The organism is Streptomyces sp. NPDC014861 (genome assembly GCF_043081625.1).
Taxonomy (GTDB): Bacteria; Actinomycetota; Actinomycetes; order Streptomycetales; family Streptomycetaceae; genus Streptomyces.
The window spans coordinates 1-5,944 of record NZ_JBIBWV010000046.1 but is presented as its reverse complement, the minus strand read 5'-3'; the positions used below and the strand labels follow the sequence as shown (position 1 = coordinate 5,944).

At 72.4% G+C, this 5,944-nt stretch carries 5 protein-coding genes and 1 pseudogene; 3 read left to right on the top strand and 3 right to left on the bottom strand.

The window, feature by feature from the left end; all coding sequences use genetic code 11:
• The first annotated feature begins 117 nt into the window (after positions 1 to 117).
• On the top strand, positions 118 to 414 hold the full coding sequence (locus ACF1BN_RS37745; RefSeq protein ID WP_392336128.1) for a hypothetical protein: 297 nt from the start codon (positions 118 to 120) through the stop codon (positions 412 to 414).
• 405 nt (positions 415 to 819) lie between these two features.
• Positions 820 to 1,854: an SGNH/GDSL hydrolase family protein gene (locus ACF1BN_RS37740; protein ID WP_392336127.1), complete on the top strand. Its 1,035-nt coding sequence runs from the start codon at positions 820 to 822 to the stop codon at positions 1,852 to 1,854.
• A 154-nt stretch (positions 1,855 to 2,008) separates the two neighbouring features.
• Here the strand turns inward: ACF1BN_RS37740 and ACF1BN_RS37735 are convergent, their stop codons facing one another.
• The 3 genes from ACF1BN_RS37735 to ACF1BN_RS37725 all read right to left on the bottom strand — a co-directional run bounded on the left by ACF1BN_RS37735 (position 2,009) and on the right by ACF1BN_RS37725 (position 5,514).
• Positions 2,009 to 3,574, bottom strand: coding sequence for an FAD-dependent oxidoreductase (locus ACF1BN_RS37735; RefSeq protein ID WP_392336126.1), 1,566 nt, complete (start codon positions 3,572 to 3,574; stop codon positions 2,009 to 2,011).
• A gap of 33 nt (positions 3,575 to 3,607) precedes the next feature.
• Positions 3,608 to 4,777 carry a lycopene cyclase family protein gene (locus ACF1BN_RS37730; protein WP_392336125.1) on the bottom strand — a complete coding sequence of 390 codons (1,170 nt, stop codon included), beginning with the start codon at positions 4,775 to 4,777 and terminating at the stop codon, positions 3,608 to 3,610.
• A gap of 140 nt (positions 4,778 to 4,917) precedes the next feature.
• Positions 4,918 to 5,514 carry a lipocalin family protein gene (locus ACF1BN_RS37725; RefSeq protein ID WP_392336124.1) on the bottom strand — a complete coding sequence of 199 codons (597 nt, stop codon included), beginning with the start codon at positions 5,512 to 5,514 and terminating at the stop codon, positions 4,918 to 4,920.
• A 231-nt stretch (positions 5,515 to 5,745) separates the two neighbouring features.
• On the opposite strand from ACF1BN_RS37725, the pseudogene ACF1BN_RS37720 reads away from it, so the two are divergent.
• Positions 5,746 to 5,944, top strand: a pseudogene (locus ACF1BN_RS37720) (ferrochelatase); the annotation flags it as partial.

Genomic DNA, 5,944 nt, shown 5'->3' with positions numbered 1-5,944 from the left:
GGACCCGCACCCCAGCAAGTTCCCCAGCCCTCATACGGCCAGCGAACTACCGAACACAAGCCGTGACAAGACCACCTAACAAAGCACTACTAGGCGGTGCTCCGAGTCCGTCTTCCGGTGACGGCGTACGGACTGTTCGGGCGAGGGCAGTGGTGGGGAGTGCGGGCCCGGCGCAAACGAGGGATCGGGTGCACCGGGCCGGAGCCGGCCGACCAGGTCCGCGACCGCGGACGTCATGACCGCGCGGGTGGCCGCCCGCCCGTCTTCGACTTCCAGGACGGCGAGGCCCGCCACGCCGTCGAGTGCGGGATCAGGCGTCCCAAGCGGCATCGCGCGGTGGCGACTCGCTTCGACAAGCTCGCGGTCAGCTTCGAGGCGGCCGTCCGTGTCGCGGCGATCCAGCAGTGGCCGTGAGGTTCCTCGACCTCTGCCCATCCGGCCCTCAGGGTGGGACGCGCACCTTCCCCGGACCAGGCGGAGTTCTGGCCGGTTCGACCCGCATCCTCACGTCACCACGTGGACGCGTCCGCGAGGGCCGCTCACCCGTGCGACAGGTGTGACTGTGTGTCGATGCCGGCTCACGCCGAGATCGCACCCTTCTTCCTCGTTCGGGTTGTGATCGTTCTGAATCGCGTCAGCCGCTTCACCTCGGACAGGCGGGCTGAGCAGGCATGGAGGAGCCGGCACGACAAGGCTGGCCAAGATCGCCCGGTTGCGCCCCACCACAACTGGATCATCACCCTCCGCTTATGAGTGAATGCTTCGCGTCACACCGTTGTCCTCTCCCTTTTCCCGCAGAACCCGACGAAGGGCACAGCCATGTCTTCGGCCATGCGCAAGACGACCACTCCCCCGACGCGGCGGCTGGCCGCCGCAGTCATCGCACTGGGCAGCTGCCTGGCACTCGCCGGCCCGACGGCACCCGCCGGCGCGGCACCGGCCGACCCGGTGAAGACCGTGTTCTTCGGCGACTCGTACACCGCCAACTACGGCATCGCCCCCATCAACCACCAGGACAACGAAAAGCTCTTCTGCTTCCAGGCCACGCAGAACTACCCCGCCGTCGCAGCCAAGCGCCTGGCCACCAGCGGCATCACTCTCGACGTCCAGGCGGACGTCTCCTGCGGGGGCGCGCTCGTCGAGCACTTCTGGAGGGAGCAGCAGCTGCTCGGCGGCGCGAGCGCTCCGGCGCAGCAGGACGCGCTCAAGGACGACACCCAGCTGGTCGTGGGCGGGCTGGGCGGCAACACGGTGGGCTTCACCAACATCCTCAAGCAGTGCTCGGCCAAGCTCCGGGGCGACGAGGGAGTGCTGCTGCCGGGCTCGCCGGTGGACCCGGACGAACCGGCGGGCGAGTGCAAGTCCTTCTTCGAGTCGGGAGACGGAAAGGAGTGGCTGGACTACCAGTTCCAGCGGGTGGAAGGGGACCTGGAGGAGGCGCTCCTGCGCATGAGCTACCACTCGCCGGACGCCGAGCGGGTCCTGGTCGGCTATCCCCGGCTCGTGCCCCAGGACACCACCAAGTGCTCGACCGCGGCTCCCGGGCAGACGGAACTGCCTTTCGCCGACATCCCCACGGACGCACTGCCGGTCCTGGACCAGGTCCAGAAGCGGCTGAACGACATCATGAAGAAGGCCGCCGCCGATGACGGCGCCGACTTCGTGGACCTCTACGACCGGACCGGCAGCAACACCGCGTGCGATGGCGCCGACCGCGGTATCGGCGGCCTGCTGGAGGACTCCAAGCTCGAGATCGGCCAGCCCCTCCCCTGGTACGGGCACCCCAACGAGAAGGGCCGCGACCTCCAGGCCCAGCACGTGGCCGCCAAGATCGAGGAAGTCCTCGGCCGCTGACCGGCGGCAGAGCCGCTGTCGACGAAGCCCCCAGGACGCCCACCGGCCCTGGGGGCTTCGTCGCACCGCGTACTCCAGGGCGCACGTCCTTTCGGCTCGGGCCGGACGGGAGAGCGGCGTCCGGGCCTCGCCACGGCCCGGAACGCGCGGGGTGTCAGACCGTGGATCCGGGGGCCGCGCGGGCGAGGAACCTCAGCGCCGCGGAGCGCCCGGCGGTGGGAACGGTCCACAGCGTCTGGCCGCGCAGACCCCACCGGCGGAGGTGGGCGTTGGCGGCGAGGAAGCCCGTGGTGGCCGCCCGTTCCATGAGGGCCACGGGGTGCTCGGTACGGACCAGGTCTCCGGCGACCGTGACGGTCGGGTCGGAGGTGTGCACGGTGGGGCGGTTGCGATGACCGCCGACATCGAAGAGCGGGCAGTCGGAGCGGAACTCGTGCCGCTCGTCGACGACGGCCGCGGCACGGGTCTCCGGCCAGACGCGGTGCAGTTGTGCCGTCAGTTCGCGGGAGAGTCCACGGGGATCCGTCGCCGGATCGAGGGCGTAGGCGTGCAGTTCGACGACCGAGCCGCCGGTGCGGGTGGCCCAGCGAGCGGCTTCGCCCTCCCAGCGGTCGAGCACGCTGATGTTGTCGAGGGGGCCGTACCCGCTGGTCCCGAGGAAGCCGGGGCGCCCCGGGTTCACGGGCCGGTCGAGCCACAGACGGGAAACGAGGAAGGGCGGCGCGGTGCGGAGCGCGCCGATCCGGGCGCGCCAGGACGCGTCGCAGAGGGCCGGGGACGCGGAGACGATCCCCTGGAGACCCGCGGTGTCGGCCGCGAGCACGAGGGCGTCGGCGTGCTCGGAGCCGTCGGTGGAGAAGACCACGTGGCCGCCGTCCGGGGCGGGGACGATCTCCCGGACGGCGGTGTCGGTCAGGATGCGGACCCCGTGGCCGCGCAGGTAGGCCGCGAGGGGGTCCCACAGTGCCTGGGGGTAGGGCTCGTTCGGCACGTCGAAGAGCAGTCCCTCGGACGAGCCCAGGAAGTAGATGTGGAACATCAGCACGAGCTCCGCGGCGGACAGTTCTCCGGGGTCGGCGAAGAAGCTGCGGGAGAAGACCTCGAAGGCGAGGTGCTGCGCGGCCGGCGGGAACCGGATGTCGTCGAGGAAGTCCCGCGCGCTGACGGTGTCGTACCGCCGGTAGACGTCGTCGACGCGGACGTCGAGCAGGGGGAGTGCGGCCGGGGCGTTCATCCGGCCGAGGTCGCGCCAGCCGAAGCTCGGGCTGAGGGCCACGAATCCGAGGGCGCTCCAGGGCGGGGTGCGCGGCACCCGCGCGAAACTGTCGTGGAGGCCGGAGCCGTGCCGCAGCGGGTAGTCGGGAAGGCCGGTCAGCCGCTCCAGGGAGGGGTCGATACGGCGCAGCAGTCCGCGCAGGTTGTAGTACTGACGGAAGAACGCGTGGAATCCGCGGCTCATCGTCACGGCCGAGCCGTCGTTGAGCCGGTCCGGCCAGCCGGCCAGCCGGCCGCCCAGGGCGGGCTGCCGCTCGTAGAGCGTGACGTCGACGCCGCGCTCGGCGAGGATCGTGGCCGCCGCGATCCCGGCGATCCCTCCGCCGACGACGGCGCAGGTGGGACGTGGGCCGGCGGGCGTCCGGCCGAGCCCCGGCGCGGCGGGCACGACGACCGCTCTGCGGTCGCGGCCGCGTGGGGCACTGGCGTGGCGGGTGGGGCGCATCGCGTGGGCTCGCTCTCGTGAGGGGGCGCCGGTTCAGCGCCGGCGGGAGAGGAAGGGCAGTTCGGCGGTCGTGCGGAGCATGGGGAGGACGGGGGTGTGCAGGCCGATGCGGAACTCCTCCGACGGGCGCGTCCCGCCGTCGAGGAACCGCAGGAGCGTGTCGACGGGGACCTCGGCGAACAGACGCGTGAAGAAGTCGGGTCCGGAGATCCTTCCGGTGTCGACGCCTCGCAGGAGGATCGCGTCCATCGCGAGGGCGCGCCGGGGGTAGGCGGGCGGGGGAAGGGGTTCCCGGCCCGTGTGCACGAGGGCTGCCACGGCGCGCGTCTGCCGCTGGATGGCGGCGAAGGCGTATCCGGTGGAGGGCCGCACGGCGCCGCCCGCACCGCCGAGCCGGAAGGTGCTCAGGCCCGCCCGCCGGGGGAAGCGGGCGTCCGTCATCGGGATACGCCCGCGCTCCACCGCGCGCACCTCGAAGTCGCCCAGGCCGAGGAGGGACCCCGTGTAGTGGCGCAGGGCGGCGTCGTACTCCCCGTCGGCCAGGGGCTCCGGGCCGAACTCCGTGTACTCGACGAGGGCTTCGTGCCGGGAGAGCGGCAGCACGTAGCCGAAGGAGAGGCCTCGCGGTGGTTGCGGCGTCCGGAAGTCCATGAGGTCGACGGCGTCCGGCGCGAAGGCGGGGCGTCGGGTGCGCAGGAACCAGCCCTTGAAGTGCTGGACGAGACGCACGCGGGCTTTCGGCGCCGGCACCGGGGGCCGGGTGTCGAAGGCCCAGCGTGCGCGGACCCGGAACCGGGCACCGTCGGCGGACCGGCAGGTGACGGTGGCGCGGTCGGGCCGGTCGTCGACGCCTTCGGCGGTGGCCTCGATCCGGCGCAGCCCGCGCAGGAGCGGGCGCAGTCCCCGGGAGAAGGACTCGGACGTCAGCATCTTGTAGCGCAGCCCGCCCAGGTCACGGTGGATGGGGTGCCCGCCGGCCTCGTGCAGTCTCACCCGGCGCCACGACGACGTCAGCCAGGCATCGTACGGGCCGGCCCCCTCCTCCCAGTAGCACCAGGTCCGCGGGGGCGGGCGCAGGGGGCCCGAGGGCGCGTCGATCAGGACGACGTCCGGGACGGGTGCGCCGGGCGGAGGGGCGAGAAGGCGCCAGGCCAGGGAGAGGCCGGCCGCCCCCGCTCCGATGATGACCACGTCGCACCGCATGAATCCCGTCTCCTCTCGGTCGCGCCGACACCGTCCCGGTCGTCACCCGCGGAACGGCGGGGTCCGTCCCCGGAATGCCCACCAATACCCCAGTCCCCGCTCCCGCGGGGATCGACGTCGCCGGGCGGCGGCGGATCTCGTCACGGCTCGACACTCCAGGCGGGGTCGCCGCCGTCCTGACGGGTCGTCCGGAAGTCGCGCGGATCGAGCCCGGCACGCCGGATCGCGTCGCGGACCTCGGCGGTCCGCACCGGATCGAGCCGGGGGGTGCGGGACAGGACGAACCCGGAGGTTCGCTCCTCGTTGGTCACGACGGCCCACCCGTACGCGTGGTCCAGGCCGGCGACGACGTAGTTCGCGTCGGCGCCGTGCCGGTATCCGTCGTTCCCGGGGACGAAGGAGACGTTGAGCCGGGTGTTCGTCCCGTCGAGCGGGAGGGCCTCGCCGTGCACCCGGCTGCGGGTGCCGAGCCAGGTGATGCAGCTGTTGGTGACGGAGACCGTGCCGCGCTCCGTCGCGCCGTACACGGCTTCGACGTTCTTGGCGCACTGGATCTCGAACAGCTGGGGAACCGCGGCCAACTGGAGCCACGTCCCGGCGTATCGGGTCAGGTCCACGACCCGGTCAGACCGGTGCGCGCCGAGCGCGCTCGCAGGTGCGGCGGGGGCGAGCGCCATGACGGCGGCGGTCGCCAGAAGTGCGGCGGAGACACGCCCTACGGCAGGGGTTCGACGCATGTGCTGGATGCTCCTCGCGGGTGTCGGGTGCACGGCATTCGGCGCGCGTCCCGCCCCCGGATGCACCGGACCCCGCGAGTCCCTGGGCCACGGCCGCGCGGGCGACCGGCAGCGGAGCGGCCCCGGCGCGGGCGCGCGTGCGGACTCACCCGTACGTGGACCACCGCATCCGGGCCGGTGCCGGACGAGAAGCACCTTCGTCAGCCGCGCACTTCTTCCCAGGGACCCCCGATGTCCGATCTGCACGATCCCGCCCCGTACGACGCCCTGCCGCTGCTCTCCTTCGGCGGCCCGAGGGCCCGGACGACGTCGTCCCGTTCCTGGAGAACGTGACGCGCGGCCGCGGCATCCCCAAGGAGCGGCTCAAGGAAGTGGGGCAGCACTACTTCCTCTTCGGCGGCGTCAGCCCGATCAACGACCACAACCGCGC

Coding starts and splice junctions, on each gene's coding strand:
- ACF1BN_RS37740 (WP_392336127.1), top strand. CDS start 820: ATGTCTTCGGCCATGCGCAAGACGACCACTCCCCCGACGCGGCGGCTG.
- ACF1BN_RS37735 (WP_392336126.1), bottom strand. CDS start 3,574: ATGCGCCCCACCCGCCACGCCAGTGCCCCACGCGGCCGCGACCGCAGA.
- ACF1BN_RS37730 (WP_392336125.1), bottom strand. CDS start 4,777: ATGCGGTGCGACGTGGTCATCATCGGAGCGGGGGCGGCCGGCCTCTCC.
- ACF1BN_RS37725 (WP_392336124.1), bottom strand. CDS start 5,514: ATGCGTCGAACCCCTGCCGTAGGGCGTGTCTCCGCCGCACTTCTGGCG.